Annotated in this window: 21 protein-coding genes; 15 read left to right on the forward strand and 6 right to left on the reverse strand. The window is 50.0% G+C overall.

What is annotated here, in order from left to right:
* Nucleotides 1-41 precede the first annotated feature (41 nt).
* Entirely contained in the window at nucleotides 42-167 is a 126-nt protein-coding gene (locus ACN9MT_RS07875; RefSeq protein WP_426273401.1) for a hypothetical protein, read from the reverse strand.
* A 148-nt stretch (nucleotides 168-315) separates the two neighbouring features.
* Here ACN9MT_RS07875 and ACN9MT_RS07880 point away from each other — a divergent pair, with 148 nt between their 5' ends.
* Nucleotides 316-912, forward strand: a complete 597-nt coding sequence (locus ACN9MT_RS07880) for a DUF1129 family protein (RefSeq protein ID WP_426273403.1) — start codon at nucleotides 316-318, stop codon at nucleotides 910-912.
* Nucleotides 913-933: 21 nt separating this feature from the next.
* Nucleotides 934-2118 carry a hypothetical protein gene (locus ACN9MT_RS07885; protein ID WP_426273405.1) on the forward strand — a complete coding sequence of 395 codons (1185 nt, stop codon included), beginning with the start codon at nucleotides 934-936 and terminating at the stop codon, nucleotides 2116-2118.
* Nucleotides 2119-2165: 47 nt separating this feature from the next.
* On the opposite strand, the gene ACN9MT_RS07890 is transcribed toward ACN9MT_RS07885, so the two are convergent.
* Nucleotides 2166-2573: a hypothetical protein gene (locus ACN9MT_RS07890; protein WP_426273407.1), complete on the reverse strand. Its 408-nt coding sequence runs from the start codon at nucleotides 2571-2573 to the stop codon at nucleotides 2166-2168.
* A gap of 82 nt (nucleotides 2574-2655) precedes the next feature.
* Nucleotides 2656-4119, reverse strand: a complete 1464-nt coding sequence (locus tag ACN9MT_RS07895; protein ID WP_426273409.1) for a potassium/proton antiporter — start codon at nucleotides 4117-4119, stop codon at nucleotides 2656-2658.
* A gap of 160 nt (nucleotides 4120-4279) precedes the next feature.
* Between ACN9MT_RS07895 and ACN9MT_RS07900 the strand changes: the two genes are divergently transcribed.
* The 11 genes from ACN9MT_RS07900 to ACN9MT_RS07950 all read left to right on the forward strand — a co-directional run bounded on the left by ACN9MT_RS07900 (nucleotide 4280) and on the right by ACN9MT_RS07950 (nucleotide 15225).
* Nucleotides 4280-5152, forward strand: a complete 873-nt coding sequence (locus tag ACN9MT_RS07900) for an SDR family NAD(P)-dependent oxidoreductase (protein ID WP_426273411.1) — start codon at nucleotides 4280-4282, stop codon at nucleotides 5150-5152.
* Between the two features lie 221 nt (nucleotides 5153-5373).
* Nucleotides 5374-5859 carry a GNAT family N-acetyltransferase gene (locus tag ACN9MT_RS07905; RefSeq protein WP_035408006.1) on the forward strand — a complete coding sequence of 162 codons (486 nt, stop codon included), beginning with the start codon at nucleotides 5374-5376 and terminating at the stop codon, nucleotides 5857-5859.
* A gap of 73 nt (nucleotides 5860-5932) precedes the next feature.
* On the forward strand, nucleotides 5933-6982 hold the full coding sequence (locus ACN9MT_RS07910; protein WP_056061392.1) for an oxidoreductase: 1050 nt from the start codon (nucleotides 5933-5935) through the stop codon (nucleotides 6980-6982).
* A 183-nt stretch (nucleotides 6983-7165) separates the two neighbouring features.
* Entirely contained in the window at nucleotides 7166-8242 is a 1077-nt protein-coding gene (locus tag ACN9MT_RS07915; protein WP_426273414.1) for a C39 family peptidase, read from the forward strand.
* 139 nt (nucleotides 8243-8381) lie between these two features.
* Nucleotides 8382-10085, forward strand: a complete 1704-nt coding sequence (locus ACN9MT_RS07920) for a DUF2339 domain-containing protein (RefSeq protein ID WP_426273416.1) — start codon at nucleotides 8382-8384, stop codon at nucleotides 10083-10085.
* Nucleotides 10086-10219: 134 nt separating this feature from the next.
* On the forward strand, nucleotides 10220-11038 hold the full coding sequence (gene efeO / locus ACN9MT_RS07925) for an iron uptake system protein EfeO (protein WP_426273418.1): 819 nt from the start codon (nucleotides 10220-10222) through the stop codon (nucleotides 11036-11038).
* A gap of 2 nt (nucleotides 11039-11040) precedes the next feature.
* A complete protein-coding gene (efeB, locus tag ACN9MT_RS07930) occupies nucleotides 11041-12273 on the forward strand; it encodes an iron uptake transporter deferrochelatase/peroxidase subunit (RefSeq protein ID WP_426273420.1) in 1233 nt (410 codons plus the stop codon).
* Nucleotides 12257-13930, forward strand: coding sequence for an FTR1 family iron permease (locus ACN9MT_RS07935; protein WP_426273481.1), 1674 nt, complete (start codon nucleotides 12257-12259; stop codon nucleotides 13928-13930). The genes efeB and ACN9MT_RS07935 overlap by 17 nt, the downstream gene beginning before the upstream one ends.
* A gap of 86 nt (nucleotides 13931-14016) precedes the next feature.
* Nucleotides 14017-14478 (forward strand): general stress protein, encoded by a 462-nt coding sequence (locus ACN9MT_RS07940; RefSeq protein WP_035407992.1) that lies wholly within the window; start codon nucleotides 14017-14019, stop codon nucleotides 14476-14478.
* Between the two features lie 93 nt (nucleotides 14479-14571).
* A complete protein-coding gene (locus ACN9MT_RS07945; protein WP_426273422.1) occupies nucleotides 14572-14937 on the forward strand; it encodes a YciI family protein in 366 nt (121 codons plus the stop codon).
* 132 nt (nucleotides 14938-15069) lie between these two features.
* The gene (locus tag ACN9MT_RS07950; protein ID WP_426273424.1) at nucleotides 15070-15225 is read left to right on the forward strand and encodes a putative quinol monooxygenase; all 156 of its coding nucleotides are present in this window, start codon (nucleotides 15070-15072) and stop codon (nucleotides 15223-15225) included.
* A gap of 40 nt (nucleotides 15226-15265) precedes the next feature.
* On the opposite strand, the gene ACN9MT_RS07955 is transcribed toward ACN9MT_RS07950, so the two are convergent.
* Both ACN9MT_RS07955 and ACN9MT_RS07960 read right to left on the reverse strand, forming a co-directional pair.
* On the reverse strand, nucleotides 15266-15583 hold the full coding sequence (locus ACN9MT_RS07955) for a hypothetical protein (protein WP_426273426.1): 318 nt from the start codon (nucleotides 15581-15583) through the stop codon (nucleotides 15266-15268).
* Between the two features lie 79 nt (nucleotides 15584-15662).
* Nucleotides 15663-16199: a flavodoxin family protein gene (locus ACN9MT_RS07960; protein WP_426273428.1), complete on the reverse strand. Its 537-nt coding sequence runs from the start codon at nucleotides 16197-16199 to the stop codon at nucleotides 15663-15665.
* Between the two features lie 146 nt (nucleotides 16200-16345).
* On the opposite strand from ACN9MT_RS07960, the gene ACN9MT_RS07965 reads away from it, so the two are divergent.
* Entirely contained in the window at nucleotides 16346-17014 is a 669-nt protein-coding gene (locus tag ACN9MT_RS07965) for a hypothetical protein (protein WP_311246840.1), read from the forward strand.
* Here the strand turns inward: ACN9MT_RS07965 and ACN9MT_RS07970 are convergent.
* The gene (locus ACN9MT_RS07970; RefSeq protein WP_426273429.1) at nucleotides 17002-17853 is read right to left on the reverse strand and encodes an alpha/beta fold hydrolase; all 852 of its coding nucleotides are present in this window, start codon (nucleotides 17851-17853) and stop codon (nucleotides 17002-17004) included. The two genes, ACN9MT_RS07965 and ACN9MT_RS07970, sit on opposite strands and share 13 nt — an antisense overlap.
* Before the next feature lie 113 nt (nucleotides 17854-17966).
* Between ACN9MT_RS07970 and ACN9MT_RS07975 the strand changes: the two genes are divergently transcribed.
* Nucleotides 17967-18971 carry a helix-turn-helix transcriptional regulator gene (locus ACN9MT_RS07975; protein ID WP_426273431.1) on the forward strand — a complete coding sequence of 335 codons (1005 nt, stop codon included), beginning with the start codon at nucleotides 17967-17969 and terminating at the stop codon, nucleotides 18969-18971.
* Nucleotides 18972-19005: the final 34 nt, after the last annotated feature.

Raw genomic sequence — 19005 nt, forward strand, 5'->3', positions numbered from 1 at the left:
TGCTTGAGCGCGGGTTATTGTTATTCTGTTTCAGGCGTTTGTTACTGTTGCTGATCGAGTTCGACCGGTTCTTGGTCAACGGGTGGCTTCGCTTCAGCCAACGGGAAGGCGATGCCCGCACTTGTCAGTAAGGTGATCAAGGCGGCGCTCGTCAATGTTTGACGCATGGTTCGACACGTCCTTTCTGTCTGATTCTGACACTATATTTTAATAATTCTGAACATTCTTCATCGTTTCGTCAAGCAATCTTTTACTTCCACTACGTATTTTTCCCAAAAACCCAGTATACTTAAACATGAAAAAGGGGGAAATCGATTGAAATTAACGAAAGCCAACACACGTCTATTAGAAACCGTATTACCACGCTTGAATCTGAATGTCGCAGAACCGGACCGGACGGAAATTGAAGACCGTCTGCGGGCAGATATCTACGAAGCCCAGCGGAAGCAGCGTCCATTCGAAGAGATTCACGGTCTATCCGTCGAAGCACGCCTCGATCAGATGATCGCTGAGTTACCACAACGACATCGGATGGAGACGCAAAAACGCTGGACACGAAACTATGTCTCCTCAATTCTGATGTTCATCTTCATCGAAGGGATCGACGGATTGTTCCAATTCGCCCTGATCGATTACTTATTCTTCTCAATCATCGCTCTTTTCTTGATCGATGCGATGTCACAAGTCATCACGGCACCGAAGCTTAAACAAGTCAAACCGCGGGTGTGGATTCAATTCGTCATCAGCTTCATTTTATTCTCAACCTATAAGGCACTGCTCGTGACGGTCTTCCCGGCACCGGACGTCTTGATTCAAGTCAGCGGAATGCCGTCTTATCTCATCGGCATCGCGGGACTCGTTGGTCTCTACATCTACTGGTCAAAGAATCCGTTACGAAAACGCGGCGCATAATTTGCGAGAGGGGATGGTTGCGTGGAGTTCACACATTGGAAACGACGGTTGCAAGATCATTTCGAACGAATGGGCTTTTCCTTACTGACGGAACGCCTAGCGATGCAAGACATGGTCAAACTCGAAGCGACACATGGTGCCTTCCTGTTCTTCCCGGTGACGATTCATCTCTATGAACGGTCCGGCTGGAAGATGGTCGCGTTTGAGGCAGAGACGGGGGAGGATCCGCAACTCGTCGAGCAGCAGATTGCGTCGTTGTTCCAACTCTTGATGGTGACGTTCCAAGAAGAAGAGCGCGAGTTCTTACTCGGATTTCATGCGAATACCGGTCGTTACCTGACGGACCGTAATGCACCCGTCGGACGGCTCGTCCGTCTGATCGAAGAGTGCTGGTATGACGGTGACGTCCTGCGAGTCGACACATTCGATCCGTTTCCGGGACTGTTCGTCGCACCACCTTTTGCCCATCAAAGTTATGCCTTCATGCCGGAAGAACGGACGTGGCGCTTATCCGTCGGGCGTACTGGACGTCCGGCGAACGATTATCGTTTCGACGGAACGATTTTGTCCCCACACCGCTTACCGGAATCGGAATTATTTACTGTGACACCAAAGTCTGTACCGTTAGAGGATGAAGAGGCGATCCGAAACTTACTGGAAACGGAACGACAGACGATCGCTAAGTTCCATGATCGTGCCATGGCGACGATTCGGGCGTACGACCCATCATTTGGTTTTGCTTGGCGCGGGACGCAGACATTTTTCCACGGTGTTCCGGTCAATCCATTCGCACAGCGCTTGTGGCTCGAGAACGGCGTGACGCGTTACCGGATTCTACAACAAGGATCGACGCGATTGCTTGCTTCCGGTGAGACTTGTGACGCTGTCATCGAAATGCTCGATGCTGCCGTCAGCAGTGAAGAACCGGATGGTCAATCCGTCAGTCCGATTGGTCAACTGATCCTCGGGATTTGGCAACAGATCGAGTCGGACGAAGCAACGTATATCACGAATGTTGATTGCCGCGGCATCTCGCGTACACAAGCCGATAACCGGATCCGCCACGCGCTAGCACGGCAAGAGACGATCGAGTGGGTGCACCGGGCACCGAACGAAGATGATATTTGTCGCTTTGCCGGTCTGACGTTGACCTTCCCGCATCGTCCACCGGGTGTCATCACGATTGAACGAATGGAAGCAGAATAACACGAACAGGCACGTCCGCGAGTAAGCAGACGTGTCTGTTCGTTTTTTTAGTGCGCGTGCTGTGACAATCGATTAAAGACGACGGACAGACTGTAATAGATCATTGCTGTCAGAGCAGCGATCGTAAAAGAAAGCGGCAGGTCAAATGAGTCCTTCGTCGAGAAAATCAGAAGACTCGCAATCACGATACCGTACACTCCGTAACCGAGGACTGTCGGCATATACGCTAATGTCGTCGATGACCGGTTGATGATCATGCCGATAAGGAAGTCGAGTAAGAAGCCGGACAGCAAGATGATCGGCAAGGCGAATAAGACGTATGACAAAAATGTTGAACCGAATGAATCATACATCGTATCCGATGTCCGATCTCGGAGCGGTGTATAGGATATGTATGCTAGGACGGTGCAAACGAGCGTGGTGGTCAAGATGACGGCAAGTAATCGTTTCAACATCAAGGTTCCTCCTTTATTTTCCTTTTTGAGTATATCAATCTTCATCAAAAAACACACCCTACTGGAGGATGTGTCAAATGATCTATATTCCGAGTGACGCGATCAACCGTCGCACGTCCTGATCCGCTTGTTTAGGTGTTAAAATCAACAGTTGATCGTCTACGAGGACACGTGTCTGACCACGCGGCGTCAAGATTTCATCTTCACGAATGATCGCAACGACGAGCACATCCTGGGGCATCTCGATATCCTGTAACGTTCTTCCGGCAATCACACTGTTTGTCGAGACCCTGACCTCGATGATCTCCGCTTGCGGATGGGTGACGGTCATGAATTTCAGGAACGGTTCGACCGTCGTGTCGGGCTGTGTTTCTAGCCCCATTCGCCGGACGATCCACGGCAAGGCCGTTCCTTGCAAAAGAGCAGACGTCATGACGGTGAAGAAGACGATATTGAAAAGAAGCGGCGCTTCAGAAAGACCACTCGAAAGCGGATAGGTCGCGAGAATGATCGGAACGGCGCCCCGTAATCCGGCTGCCGTGATGACACTCTGTTCTTTGACCGTGTACCGAAACGGAAGCAACGACAAGACGACGGCAAGTGGACGAGCGAGCAGGATTAACGTCAGGACGATGACGGCCGAGACGAACAAGGTCCGAGGATCAAGTAATTGTTTTGGAAAGACGAGCAGTCCCAGCATGATGAACATGCCGATCTCTGCTAGATGCGACAAGCTACCACTAAATCGTTTGAGCGTCTCGCGGTAGATCATATCATGATTGTTGATCCAGATTCCGGTCAGATAGACGGCGAGAAACCCACTGGCGTGCAAAATCGTCGCGAGACCATACGAGAAGAGCGCCCCACTGAACAGAAGCGTCGGATAAAGGGCGGACGATGGCAACTCGATCCGGTTCAGCAGTTGCGTGACGAGATACCCGATCGCAAGACCAACTAGTGTCCCAAGTCCCATCTCGTAGATGAAGGAAAGAATACCCGCACCAATCGAGAACGATTCCGGTGCCAATGCAAACGATGTGAATAAGATCGTGAGAAAGACAGCCATCGGGTCATTCGTTCCAGACTCCGCTTCAAGCGTATGTTTGACCTTAGCATCGACCGGTCGTCCACTTAACAGAGAAAAGACAGCCGCCGCATCGGTTGAGCCGACGAGTGCACCGATCAGTAACGCGACCGGCCAAGAAAAATCAAGCAGATAATGTGCGACGAAGGCGATGATTCCTGTCGTTGCGAGGACTCCGATGGTCGCGAGCGACAGGGCGGCGGGGAGAATCTTTCGGAAATGCGTCCATTTTGTATGCAAGCCACCGTCAAATAGAATCAAGACGAGCGCCATTGTCCCATAGAGACGGGCCTGTTCAAAATCACCGAAGTTGATGATTCCTGAAACGTCGGACCCGGCGATGATACCGACAACGACGAATAGGATCAACGTCGGTACATTTAACCGGACAGCGAACTTCGTCGTGATGATTGCAATCAGTAATAGTGTGCCTGCGACGAACAAAATCGTACCTTCTTCCATCCCACCACCTCTTTCTTGATGACATGCTCTCTTCTTAGTATACGTTACTTTTTGAAAATTTCGAAAAATAACACTAAAATAAGGTGTATAAACGAATAGAAAAAGGAAAACTAGAAGCAGGACTAATGCGTTCAAAATGGAACATCAAGGAGGAAGAGGGATGAACATCTGTATCGTTACGGGTGCCAATTCTGGTATGGGAATGGTCACGATTCAAGAATTACTGGAGCGGGGAGATCGTGTCATCGCGACCGTCCGGTCTCAGAAAAAAGCGACGGCACTCGTTCAACTGTTGCGGGAAAACGGTGTATCGCATACACAACTGGAAATCGAGATTGTGCAACTGGATCAACTTGACTCCGTCCGTCGTTTTGCGGATCGCCTGTTCGACATGGTGGGTCGAATCGACCGTTTGATCCTCAATGCTGGAGTCATGGTACCGCCGTATCATGTCACGAAGGACGGCTTTGAATCGCAATTCCAAGTCAATTACTTGAGTCACTTCTACTTGATCGAGCGATTGTTACCTTTACTCGAAAAAGGACAAGATCCGCGCGTCATCTCGATTTCCTCTCTCGCCGGTGAAGGCGGCTTGATCCGGACCGACGTCGAACTTGAGGCGATCGCGCACGTCAAAAAAGAACATTACAACCCGATGCGTTCTTACCGCGAATCGAAGCTCCTGCAAATGATTCATATGCGTGAGCTAGCTGAAAAGCACGGCGACCGGATCACGTTCGTCAGCGTCCACCCGGGGATCGTCAATACGGATTTGTTCTACCGCGGCAAGTACGGCAAAGTGATGAAGACGTTACTCAAACCAGTCGCGCAAGTCGGATACTGGACCGGAAAACTTTATACACCGGAATACGGTGCGAAGACGGCGCTCTATCTCGCAACAACCGACGATCCACTTGACAACGGCGGCTATTATGCGGATTCCACTCCTCGACTCAGCAATCCGATCGTCGAAGATGACGAGTACCGGGAACAAGCACGGAATTTGTCGCGCCGCTGGGTCGAACTATCCTGAACGCCAAAAAACGACCGGCTCGTGGGAAGCCGGTCGTTTACCGTTGTGACGACTGGGGGTCAGATCACTCCTAAAGAATACGTTACATTGAAATAAAATTGTGGAATATGAAAAAAATCACAAAATAATGGGCAAACATGAAATCTTGAAGCAAAAAGGTTTTCTTCTCGCTTCGCATTCGTTAGGATAGAGAAGAATTTTTTTGTAACAGGAGGAATAACATGATACGACAAGCTACATCAAAAGACGTTCGAAACATCGCAACCCTACTTGAGCAAAAAGCGCTCTCCCTCAAAGCCGGTGGCAGTAGCCAGTGGTCTGCTTATCTTGAGCAAGACATCGAGCAACTCGTCGCGCGAGATTTAGAAGCCGGCCGCCTGTATGTCTTTGAGGATCAGAACGAGCTGCTTGGTTCCGTTGCCCTGCTTCCTTCGCTCGAATGGGATCAATCCTTGTGGGATGATGTAGAGGGTCTGTATATCCATCGAATCGTCGTCAGCGACCGCGCAAAAGGACGTGGTGTCGGTCGAAAACTGCTGGAACATGCGATTGCTGTGACAGAGGACGAAGGGGAAATCCTACGACTCGACTGTGTCGCTTCAAACGAGTTTCTCAATGCGTATTACACGTCATTCGGCTTCGTCTATCAAGGAACACGGGACGGGTTCGCGATTTACGAGTATGAACGCATCGAAGCGACAGCCTGAAGCGGTTCAATCAAGACAACGGTCGTTTCGTTTGGTATGGTAAGAGAAAAAGAACGGTTCAAGGAGTGATCGGATGCGATTGAATATCGGCTTCATCGGCTTTGGCAAAAGTACGACCCGTTACCATTTACCGTACGTGATGATCGAGGACAACTATCACGTCACCTGGATTTACAATAGGAAGGAAAAACCGGAGCTGTTCGCGTCCTATCAGGATCGACTGCCAGATGCACGTTTTACGACGGATGTGTCTGAGATGCTCGCTGACCCGGCACTTGATGTCGTCGTCATCAATACACCACCGGCTACCCATTTCGAATACGCGTTGCTCGCCTTGCAACATCAAAAGCATGTTCTCGTCGAAAAGCCGTTTACCGTGACTGAAGAGGAGACGAAGCGTTTATTTGCGGAAGCACATGCGCAAGGCGTCAAAATTCTCGCTTATCAAAACCGCCGTTACGACAGCGACTTCCAAGTCGTCGCCCAAATCATCCGTTCCGGAAAACTCGGACGACTTGTCGAAGTCGTCTCGCAGTTTGATTTGTTTCGTCCCGAAGCAGCGTCAGCTGATGCGCGCCATGAGAACGGCGCACTCTACGGACTCGGTGTTCATACGCTTGACCAAATCATCGCCTTATTCGGAAAACCGGACAAGGTCGCCTTTGATGTGCGTAGTGTTCGACTGCCGCACAATCCCGATGATGCGTTTGCGATTGATCTCTATTATCCGGAGCTGAAAGTCAGTGTTCGGACGAGTCACGTCGCGCTTGCTCCGGCACCGAGGTGGATGTTACACGGAACGAACGGCACGTTCATCAAACAACACGTCGATCGGCAAGAGCTTGATCTGAAAGCGAACTACTTCCCGGGAGAAGAGGGGTTCGGTGAGGATTCGGAAGACGATTACGGTCGTTTGATTTATCATGATGAACACGGTCACTTACAAGACGTCCGGATTCCGAGTCCCGTCGGTGATTACGGCAAGCTGTACCGTGCCTTTTACCGTAGTATCGTCGAAGATGCACCGCTTCCGGTGAAAGAAGAGGATACCTTGTTTGTTGCCCACCTGCTCGAACAAGCTTTTGCGCAACCGTCCCCTTATATCTTGACGATCCAAAATTAAATTTTAATTTGATTGCAGGTTGATGACAACTCGACTGTGCCCATAGGCATGGTCGGGTTTTTTTGATATAAAGAACAGGTGCATTCCTTATTTTTCAGATTTTTCTAAAGAAATGTTGATTATTTTTTCAAAAAGTTGGGAATAAGGGAATGTCTCACCAAATCAAAATATAGGGGGTCTATCATGAAACGATTCTTATCCGCATTGCTCGTAGCGGTTGTCATCGTTGGCGTACTCAGCCCTTCGTTGATCGCTGAGGCCGCGACGAAGTTGACCGTGACGACGGATGTCTTGCGCGTCCGCGAGAAACCGTCGACATCGAGTAAGATTCTCGGTAACGTCTACAAAGGGAACGTCTACACATCAAAGGGAACGTCCGGCAGCTGGTATAAAATCAGCTACAAATCCCGCACAGGCTACATACACAAGAACTACGTCAAATCGTCTTCGTCGAAATATACGTCGACGGGAACGAAGTATACGACGGTCGGCACACTCAACGTCCGGACGGGTGCTGGAACGAAGTATAAAGTCGTAGGACAGCTGAACAAAGGGGTTGCCGTTGCGACATACGGCACGTCAGGGAGCTGGACACGGATTCTCTACAAGGGAAGCTACCGCTATATCTCGACGCAATACGTTTCGAAGTCAAAACCATCGACGACGACGAAAAAGTTAAATGTTCCGTACTACAACCAATATTCACTCGGATATCCATCTGGCTGTGAGTTCGTCTCGTTGAAGATGGCACTCGAATACAAGAAACAAGCCGTTTCTGCTGCGTCACTCTATAATCAAATGCCGAAAAGCATGAAGAACGCGACGTATAAGAACGGGAAGTATTACTGGGCAGATCCACAAAAGATGTTCACGGGGAATCCAGCTGGAACGCTCGATTACTACAAGAACTGGGGCATCTATCCGAAAGGGATCCTACCACTTGCGAAAAAATACCGCAGCGGGTCCGTTGATATCTCGAAACAAGGTGTTTCAAAGATTGAGAGTGAGATCCGTAGCGGAAACCCGGTCATCGTCTGGGCAACGGTCGATTTCAAAAATCCATACGGTTACTTCTCTTGGATTAAACCAGACGGTAAAACATTCACAGGGTACCGTAATTATCATGTCATGCTTGTGACGGGTGTCTCGAGCGGTTCGTTCTACGTTTCAGATCCATATCGTGGCAAGTATAGTGTCAGTCGCTCGCAGTTCACGTCCGTTTTCAATCAAACGGGACAATATGCGTTATCTGTTCGTTAATTCCTCATCCGGTCGCCCCGACGCGACCGGATTTTTGTCATTTTCAGGCATATTGATACGAAAACTACTGTAAAATGAAGGAGTTCACCTGCTAGGTGTGTAAAAGAATGACAATGTATCCATGAAAGGAAGTGAAGAGATGGAAGATCCACGGATCACGCGTCTCGAGCAGGAGGTCGAAGCGTTACGACAACGAGTAGCTGCCCTTGAAGGACAGCACACTTCGCCTGTCGCCCCTGAACCGAGCGAACCAGAAGTGAGTACGGTCGCTCGCCCAGCTCCGCGCCCTGCTTATACGAAACGAAAACCGGTTGTTCCTCCACCAACATTTAAGGAAAAACGCTCCCGCGAAGACTGGGAACAGGTCATCGCGACCGTTTGGTTACCCCGGATTGGAGCCATATTCGCTGCACTCGGGGCTTTGTTCCTCTTCTCCTACGCCTCGGTTGCCGGTCTGATCAGTCCGCCTGTCCGCATCGGAAGTGGGGTCTTGATCGGTCTACTCGTCATCGCTCTCGGAGAATACCAGTATGAGAAGAAACGACGTGAGCTCGGGGTCGGACTCGTCGCGACCGGTACGATCGTCGCCTTGGCGGCACTGTTCGCCGGGATGGCCTTATATCAATTCTATCCACCATCTTTAGCCTTCTTACTTGAGCTCGTCGTCGTCTTCATCGCGTACGGTTTGATGCTCTGGATGCGATCGCAAGCCTTGCTCGTCCTCGTATCCATCACCGGTTTCTTATTACCGTATCTACAATTATCGGACGACCCGAACTTACCGCTCTTCTTATTGTACGAAGTCGTCTTGTTCGCAGCGATCTTCTTTGCGGTTGACCGACTGAAGGCCAAAAAAGCGTTTGTCTTCGCTTGGGTGATCTTTACGATCGCACTCGCGTTCGGTCTACTCTCGTTAGAGCTCTACTGGCTTGATGAACAGATACCACGACTTGATGAATGGTCTCTCTTACTTGCGACATTCTTCGGCTACGGTGCGACTTCCTTCGTCGGAAAACGGATTCAGTTTGAGAAGAACGTCCCAAGTTGGCTCGCTGGGGGTGTCGTCTTACTGACGTTACTGATCCTTGACTGGTCGTTCGGTACGCTGATCGCGATTCTGTTCGCTGGCACTGCCTACCTGCTCGCTGAACGATTGAAGGATTCCGCTCAAAACGGTGTCGGTCACGTCGCCTTACTCGTCGCCGTCCTCTTGATTCCGGCAGATGCCCTCAGCTGGACGTATCAACTGCGCTACTTTTTGATTGCTGGATTAATCGCTGCATTCTGGTTCGTTCCACGAGCGCGGATGCCACACCAACGGTTATTTAACGTCGGATTGTATGTCGTCTTCATCTTCTCGGCTGTCGTTGACTATGAAACCTATCAAAACCTAGGTTTATCCTACGCTTTGACCGTTCTAGCGATGGTCCTAGCTTCGACGGCGTTCGTCTTACTCCTCGTTCAGACACATCGTGATCCGGGCTGGAAAGGGTCGTGGCAACTCGTACTTGTCCTAGCGGCGATCGGTGTTTTTACGACCTATACGTTGATCATCATGGAGTTACCGTTCTATCGCGGTCTTGAAGAGACAGCGCGTAGTACGACGTTATCCGCGGCTTATATCGTCCTTGCCCTCGTGCTCGTCGCAATCGGTCGGATGCGGACTTCGTCGACGTGGCGGTTATCCGGGTTGTTGCTCCTGACGATTAGTGCCGTCAAGCTTTTATTGTTTGACTTGTCATTCCTCACCTTGTTCCAAAAAGCGTTCGTCTTCATTGGCTTTGGGATTGTCACGTTCATTATTTCACGGACCTATTTCAAAAAACGAAAAAAAAATACCTGACAAAGCGCTTGGATTGGTCAAAAATGACTAATTCAAGCTTTTTTTATTACGCAAAAATTTTTATTGATAACGATTATCATTGTCGTCTATACTGATGAAGGAACTGACTTAACCATTTACAGGGGGAACGATAGATGAAACAAGCATTGTTGATGACAGGCGCACTCACGGTCGTCTTAGCGGGTTGTAGTGAAGCTAAACAGGCGGAGAAACCAGCACCGAAAAAGGCGAATTTTGATCAGGTCGTCACCGATTACCGGACGTATGCAATCAATGAAATCGATACGTTCGTTCGTGAGACAGAAAAATTCACCGATGCCGTTCAAGCGGGCAAACTGGAAGAAGCGAAAGCATTGTATGCACCGACGCGGATGTATTACGAACGCGCGGAACCGATCGCGGAAGTGTTCGGTGATCTCGATCCGAAAATTGATGCGCGAGCAGGCGATGTCAAAGCGTCGGAGTGGGGGGGCTACCACCGGATCGAACAAGGGTTATTTGAAAAGGGAACAACAAAAGGCTATGAAGCGTACGCGAAGCAATTGATGAAAGACGTTCATTTACTACGGGCGAAGGTCGAGACGGTCGAGGTGACACCGGAACTACTCGTCACGGGGGCGACCGATCTATTAAATGAAGTCTCGACGTCAAAAGTGACAGGGGAAGAAGACCGTTATTCGCATACGGATTTATATGACTTCGCGGCAAACGTCGAGGGGGCTGAAAAAATCTATGACCTGTTGAACCCGGCGCTGAAGAAACAAGATGCAGCGTTATCAAAAGAGATCGCTGCTCGCTTCAAGGATGTCCACGCATTACTTGACGCGAAGAAACAGGGTGACGGCTACGTCCTCTACACGAGTCTCTCGAAACAAGACGTCAAACAGATGAGTGTCGCAATCAATGAACTCGCAGAACCGCTCTCGAAGATGGGCATCGTACTGGAGGGATAAGCATGAAGCCAATACAAGAAGGTGTCACGCGACGGGATGTCCTGAAGGTCGCAGGCTTGACGAGTCTCGGGGCTGCGCTCTATGCCAGTGGTCTTGAGAAGTTTCTTCCGCGGACATTGACTGTCGAAGCAAGTGATCAAGAGCCGTTCTACGGGACGTATCAAGCAGGCATTTTGACACCACCACAAAACCACGTCCAAGTCGTAGCGTTTGATATCAAGACGGAGCGACGCGATGAACTCGTTGATTTATTAAAGCGCTGGACACGGTTATGTGCCCGACTTGCGGCTGGGTTACCGTACGGCGATTCCGACTCCCGTTATGTCCCACCGGAAGATACGGGGGAAGCCGACGGATTATCTGCCGGTCATTTGACGTTTACGTTCGGGTGCGGTCCAAGTCTATTTGACGGTCGCTTTGGTATTCGGCATAAACGACCGGAGGCGCTTAAACCGTTGCCGACGTTCGATCTCGATCGTTTAGATGAAAAATGGGGCGGAGGTGATCTTGTCGTTCAAGTTTGCGGTGATGATGCACAAGTCGTCTTCCATGCGATCCGTAACCTCGTCCGTGTGGGGCGCGGAACGGTCGCGATGCGATGGTCGCAAGCTGGCTTCCAGCGCAGTAAAGCAGCAGATGCCTCTGGCGGGACGCCGCGCAATCTATTCGGCTTCAAAGACGGTACGGGAAATCCCGACGTCTCGAAGCAGCAGGTCCGGAAAGAATCGCTCTTTTGTCAGTGGCAGGACGGGACGCCGTGGTTAACGAACGGCTCGTTCCTCGTCGTCCGCCGCATTCAGATGCATCTCGAAGTTTGGGACCGGACGATCCTGAAGGAACAGGAACGGACTTTCGGACGCGAACGTGCTTCCGGGGCACCGCTCGGCTCAACAGACGAGTTCGCTTCCGTCACCCCAGCGAAACGACAAGCTCGTGGCGAAGCTGCCTTACCGGTTGACTCGCATACCGCTGTCGCGCACGGGGACGGGAAGACAGCCATCCTACGCCGTTCCTATTCTTATCAAGACGGCATTGATGAGAAGACAGGTGCCCTCGATGCTGGACTACTCTTTTTATCGTATCAGCGTTCGCCAAAACAATTCATCGCGATTCAGCGCCGTCTTGCCGCGCAGGATCGACTGAATGAATACATCACGCACCGTGGAAGTGCCATCTTCGCCTGCTTCGGTGGGATCTCGAAAGGAGGCTACATCGGTGATGCGTTATTTGCGTAATCTCGTCCTTTTACTTGTACTCCTTGTAGCCGGTCAACACGCGGTGCCTGTCCATGCTGCTTCGACGGATGATCTCTATGTCGCAATCGGACAAGCGCTGTCTGCCGTCGCAAGTGAAGATCGCGCGGCACTGAATCAAGCCATCGATGAATTAGGGCAAGCTGCTCAAGATTTACCTGATCAACAAGCGGCAATCACGAAAGCCGTCAAACAGGTCGATGCAAAACGATCGGCAACGTTTCCTGAAGTCCGCGAGCAACTGACGGCACTCTCTGCTGTCGTCCGGAAGCAGGAAGAAGCAACGAAACCGAAGACAGATCCGGTTGCGAAAGCAAAGGTGAAGCAATTGCTTTCGTTGACAAAAGAGATGCGTCAAGTTAAAGCGAGCGATCGTCCGGCAGCGGAACAACGATTGTTGACCGCTTGGGCAACGCACGAAAGTCTTGTCCGTAATGACAGTATCGGTCACTATGGCAACATCGAGATGGCGCTTGCCTCGATTCGGATCGCCGCGGCGCGAAAGCCTGCGGATACGAAGGAGTGGAAAACGGCACTTGATCAATTCGACAATGCAATCCAGTCCTTCCTCGACGGAGAACAAGTCCAAGCGAAGAAAACAGGACTGCAGTCACTGCTGACACCGCTTGAAGAGGCGCAGACCGCGCTTGCAGCAAGTGATTTGCCGCAAGCGAAGCTGGCACTCGAATCGTTTCTGAAGACCTGGCCACGAGCCGAAGGTGAGGTCCGGACACGAAATGAAGGTCTCTATTCCCAGCTTGAATCAGACGTACCCTTGCTACTTGCTCGGCTGACGCCGGAAACTCGGCAAAAGACGGCACAAGAACTCCAGTCGTTTGAGAATGCTATTGCACAATTACAAACAAAGACGCATTATACGTTCATCGACGCGATGCTCGTGATGCTCCGGGAAGGTTTGGAAGCATTATTAATCGTCAGTGCACTTGTTGCCTTTGCACGGAAAAGCCGAACCAAACAAGAAGGTAAGGTCTGGGCAGGTGCCGGGCTTGGTCTGATCGCAAGTGGTCTGTTAGCCCTCATCCTGCAGACAGTCTTTCAAGCCTCATTCGCAGCAACAGGTCGCGAACAAATCGAGGGCTATACGGGAATCGTCGCGGTCGTCGTCATGCTGTTCGTCGGCTACTGGTTGCACTCGAAAAGTGCCGTCGCGAAACGCAAACACTTTTTGTCGACGCTCTCAACGACGTCCTTGTTCTTCGTCAGTTTCTTGACGATCTTCCGGGAAGGTGCCGAGACGTTGTTATTCTACATCGGAATGGCACCAGCGATGACGAAGACTGCCTTGTTGTCCGGGATTGGTCTTGCAATCGTCATCATCGGACTCGTCTCGTATGCGGTCATCCAGATCGGTGTTCGTTTACCGATCCATCGTTTGTTCCAAGTCGCATCCTGGTTAATTTATCTGATGGCATTCAAGATTCTTGGTACGAGTCTGCACGCGTTGCAGCTGACAAACGTCTTACCGATCCATCCGATCAATGGACTCGGAACCGCCGGCTGGATCGGCTTCTATCCGACGATCGAGACACTCATCCCGCAAGTCGTCCTGATGATTTTGATTGCGATGTTTACGATCTGGCAAAAACGACGCACAGCAGCAATCCAGACGGCTGCTTAATCCATTTTTCAATTTCAGGTTTTAACTATTATGTTTCGGGTATAACTTCTTATCAGCAGCTTGCTGCATGAAGGAGAGGGATTTTTATGCTTGAAACGCGCATCGTACGAAACATGACCGCTGTCGACGCAGAAGTGACGAGCCTTAAATCAAGTGGTTATTCGAATAAACAGATCTACATCTTTGCGAAAGACGAAGAACTCGCGGAACGCATCGCGAACGATACGCAGACGTTACCGTATCGCGTGACGAAGAAGTCGTTCTTCGAGACCTTATTATCAGCCGTCCGGAGTAACCGGAAAGACCGGATCGCTCAGTTATCCGAGCTTGGCATGACGAAGGATGTCGCTGAGGATCTAGAAGATGAAGTCCGACACGGTCGGATCGTCATCGTCGGTTCGAAATCCGATTTACTGAATCCAGCGTTTGCGGCATCGTATGTGGCGGATGAAGCAACCGATTATGGTGCTGGCGTACCGAAACTCGAAGACGAGGAAACGACAACAACATTACCAGCCGATCAAAACGTCAAGTTAAAAGATGAATGATACGTAAGCCTTCTGTTTCTCAGCGTAGAGACAGGAGGCTTTTGTTTAGTCTGCTCATGGAAGGGAATTGAAAGGATGAAAGGAGGAAAGACGGTGCAATTCTTATATGTCGGTTATTATGATGCAGACCGAATGGATGCTTTATCGAAGGAAGAGATCGATACGTTGATGTCGCGTTGTGATGCGTTAATGGACACCTTCAATGAACAAGTCAACGTCCTATCAGACTGGCACCCTGGTCTTACGACACAAGCACTTTACTGGCGGGATGGGGTCGTACAGAAAAAAGTAGAACCAGATCGCTCGAGTGGGGAGCAAATCGGCAGTTTGATCGTCTTTGAAGCACGTGATTTGGATCATGCGATGGAACTAGCTTTCCTTCATCCGACGACTCAAGTCGCAGAAGGGGAATCTTACGGTTGGCGAGCGGAAGTTCGACCGTTATCAGGTACCTCATGATGTATGGATTATGGACGACATTTACGACTCAAAACGGACAACGCGACAACGTCATTGCCCTGTTGCTTGAAGCTGCGGCTTCTCTTGCGACGCATCCGGGCTGCCTGCACTAGTTCTGACGAGCCAGATGTTTTGCATGTTCGCGAAATTTGGACGGATGCGGCTACTCATCAAGCATCCTTAACGTTACCGGTGACGCAGCACTTGATTACGCAAGCGCGTCCGTTACTTGAACATGTTGAACGTGTACTGGAGGATCAACCGCTCGGTGGCAAAGGACTCATATAAATCAAACCCCCTTCTCTCATCGAGAAGGGGTTGAATGCTGTTAGGTTGTCTTCCACTTGATATCGATGACGTCCGACGCTCGCACCATTCGGCGCATACCTGTCGATGTGACGAGTTCAATCGTTCCACGGTCATGAAAAATCGCTTGGATTGAACCGGATACCGTATCGAGTTGTTTCAATCGGACGTGGACCGTCTGTCCGGTCCGGACTGCACGTTCCATGATGTGTTGCAAGGAGAGGCGATCACGAACAATCGTCTCTTCGCGTGATTGATACAAATGTTCAAGATGAAGGATATGCTGGCGTGAAGTCAGTTGTTTCCACTTGCGATTCGATCGTTTTTTAGATGCGAACATGGCTGACCACCTCCTGAATTGAGTTGTACGCTAGATAGTCGTGCGCTCTGCTTCAGATAATTCCCTTCAAGATCCGTGCTTAAACACGTGCTCCTGACATTTTTTCACGAAACGCCGCGATTGCCGCAACCGCTTCTTGATCGTACTCGACCTCTCCCGGTGCATTCCCTTCGGCAAGAATCGCTGTCTCAAGCGTCGCGTCAAGGAATGATGCGATATGCTTGAACTGCGTGACGAGCGCTTGTCCTTTGACGCGTGGATCGTCTCCTCCGACGGCAATCAAGTGGAATCGTTTCCCCGCCATTCGGCTTTTGAAGTCAAGTTCTTCGTCGCGCAGTGACTCGCTGAATCGGTCGATGAATAATTTCATCTTCGTCGACATCGAGTACCAGTAAATCGGTGTGATGAACAGGATGTCATCGTGTTCAAGCATCTCTTCGACGATCCGACGATAGTCATCGCCAATCGGCAAAAAGCCTCCATGATGACGGCGGTCTTCAATCGGCTGAATCGAGACGTTCGCTAAATCGACAGCAACATGAGGGATGCCTTTCAACGCTTGTTCCCCGAGCCATTCACTGTTTCCTTTGCGTGAGCTACCAAAAATCGTATACATATCGTGCATCTCCTTTTGAATTCGATTGTTCTATTCTATTCCAAACTGCACTGTCAATACACCGATATGCTCACAATTGGTTTTGAATAAGGCTTTTGCGGAAAAAGACAAGAAGACGAAAAAACAAATGGGGGAGGAACAGTCGAATGGAGAGAAGTACGCTCATTGCGCTAGAAAAACACTTATATGCCATCCACCTCGAAATGGATGGACTGGCGCGGCTGATTACGAAACAATTGATTCATTTGAGCCAAGTGGCTGCATCCGTCGAACATTTTCGGCGGATGAGCTTTGATATCTATAAACATCGGACGTCGCTCGAGCAGATTCCGTCACAAGTCTTATATGAGACGGCTCTCGATTACGAAGATTGGCTCGAGGAAGAATTTGATGAGATTCCTGCTAATTGGCAACTGGCGACGAAAGAAGAAGAGGCACTCGAGCAGCTCTGGTGGTTCGAGTTCTCACGGATTCTAGCGGAACTCGAAGAATGGCTCAGTCTTTATCTGATTCGCCGAATTCGAGAAGATGTCCGCTATATGCCACCGGTGATCGAGAAGAACGCCTACGCCTTGTCGGAAGATGCCCGACACGTCTTTTGGCGACTTTTACAACGTTCCGTCGCGAAGCCTTCATCAAAAATCAAGGCCAATCAATTATCGTGTCGAATGGGGATCGCCGAGATCGCCCGCTGTGCCCGCCTCAATCAAGATCGAACACGTCGTGCGATCGGTGAACTGAAGAACCGGGGACTGGTTGCGATCGAGGAGGACGACGAGAAGTTGAAGATGCGGCTTCGGCTTCAAGTCATCTGATTGAAAGCGATGAAGCGTTCAATCATGCGTTCATCCCGACGCGCGGATGGACCAATCCAAATGAGATGACCGGGGCTCTTCGATTCGATGAACTGTGCATGCGGAATGCTTCGTCGAGCGTGTTCGGCGTGTTCGAACGGAACAGCACGGTCTGACTTTGAATGGACGATCAAAACCGGACACGTGACGGCTTCGAGTCGCTCTTGTCCTAAGTCTTGCGTGATATCGAATAACACACCCCGTCCTGGACCATTTTGAAGACCGACCTCATATAACAACGAAGCATCCGTCTCACTGATGTGAGTACGGATCGTTTCGCGTGGTAAGAGACTCGTCATCTCGACCATCCGAACGGCCGCTTCTTCAGGAAACTTCCGAATTTTATCCTTCACATACGCCCAAATCCCCCATTGAATGAACTGCAAGGGACGCTGCAAGACCGGTTGGATGAGTAGGCGATGATAAGGAAGTGAAATCCGATGCGTCATCGCACATGCTAAGACGAGGGCATGAACACCTGTATCCATTCCGGCAAGGGCGATCGCCGTCGGTCCTCCGGCTGAGATGCCGTAAACGGTATAGTGTCCGATTTGACGGGATGCGAGCCACCCGGCGTAAAATGTCGCGAGCGCCTCTGGATTATCTGCGAGTTGAAGTGGTGTTCGCCCATACCCCGGACGCGATGGTACGATGACACGATACCCTGCAGCAATCAATTTCTCGACATGGTAGATTTCCCGATAATCCGACTGCGTCCCATGAATTAAAAGAATGACGGGACCGCTTCCGCTATCCCGGTAATCAAAGCGCTGACCGTTCCATTCTGCGATACAATGCATCCAAATTCTCCTATCTCTTAATATTTACCATTTTATTGTTAATCTAATTTTCTTTTTCATGTATACTGTAAAGTATAACCAAACCATTGTGACTTAGGAAATGAGGATGCGTAGTGTCAAACGAAAAATTAACAAACCGTGACCGCTTACTTGCTGTACGAGAAATCTTCGAACGTCAGTCGGATGAAGATCATACGTTGACGCTTGAGGAATTAAGCATGGAACTCTCGAAACGAGGCTTAATCGAGAAGCTATCCCGAAAATCGTTAAAGGATGATATTGCAGCACTTGCTAAATCAGGCTTCGACGTCGTGGCGGAAGAGACGAAGAATGGACTTGCCATTCCGTATCATCTCGTCAGTCGTCCTTTTGAACATCATCAGCTCCGATTGCTCGTCGATGCCATCGCTAGTGCGAAGTTCATCTCGGAAAGTGAGACAACAGCTCTCGTCAAGACGCTTCAATCCCTGACGAGTGATAAGATGGCGGAGTCACTTCAGCCGGTCCTACATACTGTCAAAAAACCAAAAGGGATGACGTCCCGCTCAATCGATACGATTCAGAAAGCAATCAGTGAAGGTTTCGTCATCAGCTTCCAGTACCAAGGGAAATTCAACGAACGGACGCGAAAGTTCGAGTTACGCAAGGATGGCGAGCATTATCTCGTTTCACCAGCACATCTATTGATGGATAACGGAAATTACTATTTGATCGGAAGAGACGAACGGATCAAAGAGATTCGAACGTATCGGGTCGATCGAATCGTTGATTGTAAAGCATTCGAACCGATGGAAGAACCGGTCTATGTCGAGCCAAGTTACTTAAGTAATATGTTCAACATGTATGGAGGAGAGAACGAGCAATTGACGCTTAAATTCCAGGAGAGTCTGATGCCGACCGTCGTTGACCGGTTCGGGACCGATATCCGTTGTCGTCGTCTCGATGACCTCTGGTTCGAGGTTAAGGTCGATGCGCTCTTTTCTGACGGCTTCATGATGTGGCTGATCCAGTTCGGCAACCAAGCAGAAATCATCGCACCTGTCGAACGCCGAGAGACATTCAAGAATAAAGTAGCGGGTCTTGCGACGATGTACCAAGTCGAAACACCTACTCTTTAAGAGGTAAAGCAAGGTTCATTTGACCATGGATCTT

Source organism: Exiguobacterium sp. R-17, assembly GCF_049913315.1.
GTDB lineage: Bacteria > Bacillota > Bacilli > Exiguobacteriales > Exiguobacteriaceae > Exiguobacterium_A.